Genomic DNA, 645 nt, shown 5'->3' with positions numbered 1-645 from the left:
CATGTGTTAAGCCTGCCGCCAGCGTTCAATCTGAGCCATGATCAAACTCTTCAATTAAAAATCGTTTGTGCATCTAAGATGCTGCTCAATGAATTCTGTCGTGATACCAATTACTAATAAAAGAAAGGTGATATCGCATTACATATATAAGTATACTTTCGTACCTTATAAATAATATTGCATGAACATCATTCATTGAAGCGTTTTTTTGTTCTGCTTATAAAAGCTAAGAACTTAAGTAAAACATCAATAAAGTGAGTGTTCACACAAATTGCATGATAACTAATTGTTAAAGAAAATGTCTTTAAAAGACAGAAGGTAATCACATTCGTTACACTTCTTAACTTTAGGTCTTGCCTAAAGCGAGATGCGCATCATACGCCTCTCAGTTTTATTGTCAACACCTTATTTAAGGTATTTATAAAACGTTATTTGTTAATTAAATCCGCTGTTTATTTAGCAAACAAACTTAATAAATAAGGTCTAAAAAAGCCCGTTACCTTGTAACGGGCTTCTCATGAGCTTTCGCTCGAATAGAAGTTTAGCAATGTCCTACTCTCACATGGGAACTCCCACACTACCATCGGCGCTACTGCGTTTCACTTCTGAGTTCGGAATGGGATCAGGTGGTACCACAGTGCTATG

The 645-nt window shown here is 36.0% G+C and carries 1 rRNA gene; it reads right to left on the bottom strand.

Annotation, left to right across the window (positions count from 1 at the left end):
- Positions 1-539 precede the first annotated feature (539 nt).
- Positions 540-645, bottom strand: a 5S ribosomal RNA gene (gene rrf / locus ABD005_RS18135); the annotation flags it as partial.

This window comes from Colwellia asteriadis (assembly GCF_039523295.1).
GTDB lineage: Bacteria > Pseudomonadota > Gammaproteobacteria > Enterobacterales > Alteromonadaceae > Colwellia > Colwellia asteriadis.
The sequence above is the reverse complement of the archived record's forward strand: the minus strand, read 5'-3'. Positions and strand labels throughout refer to the sequence as shown.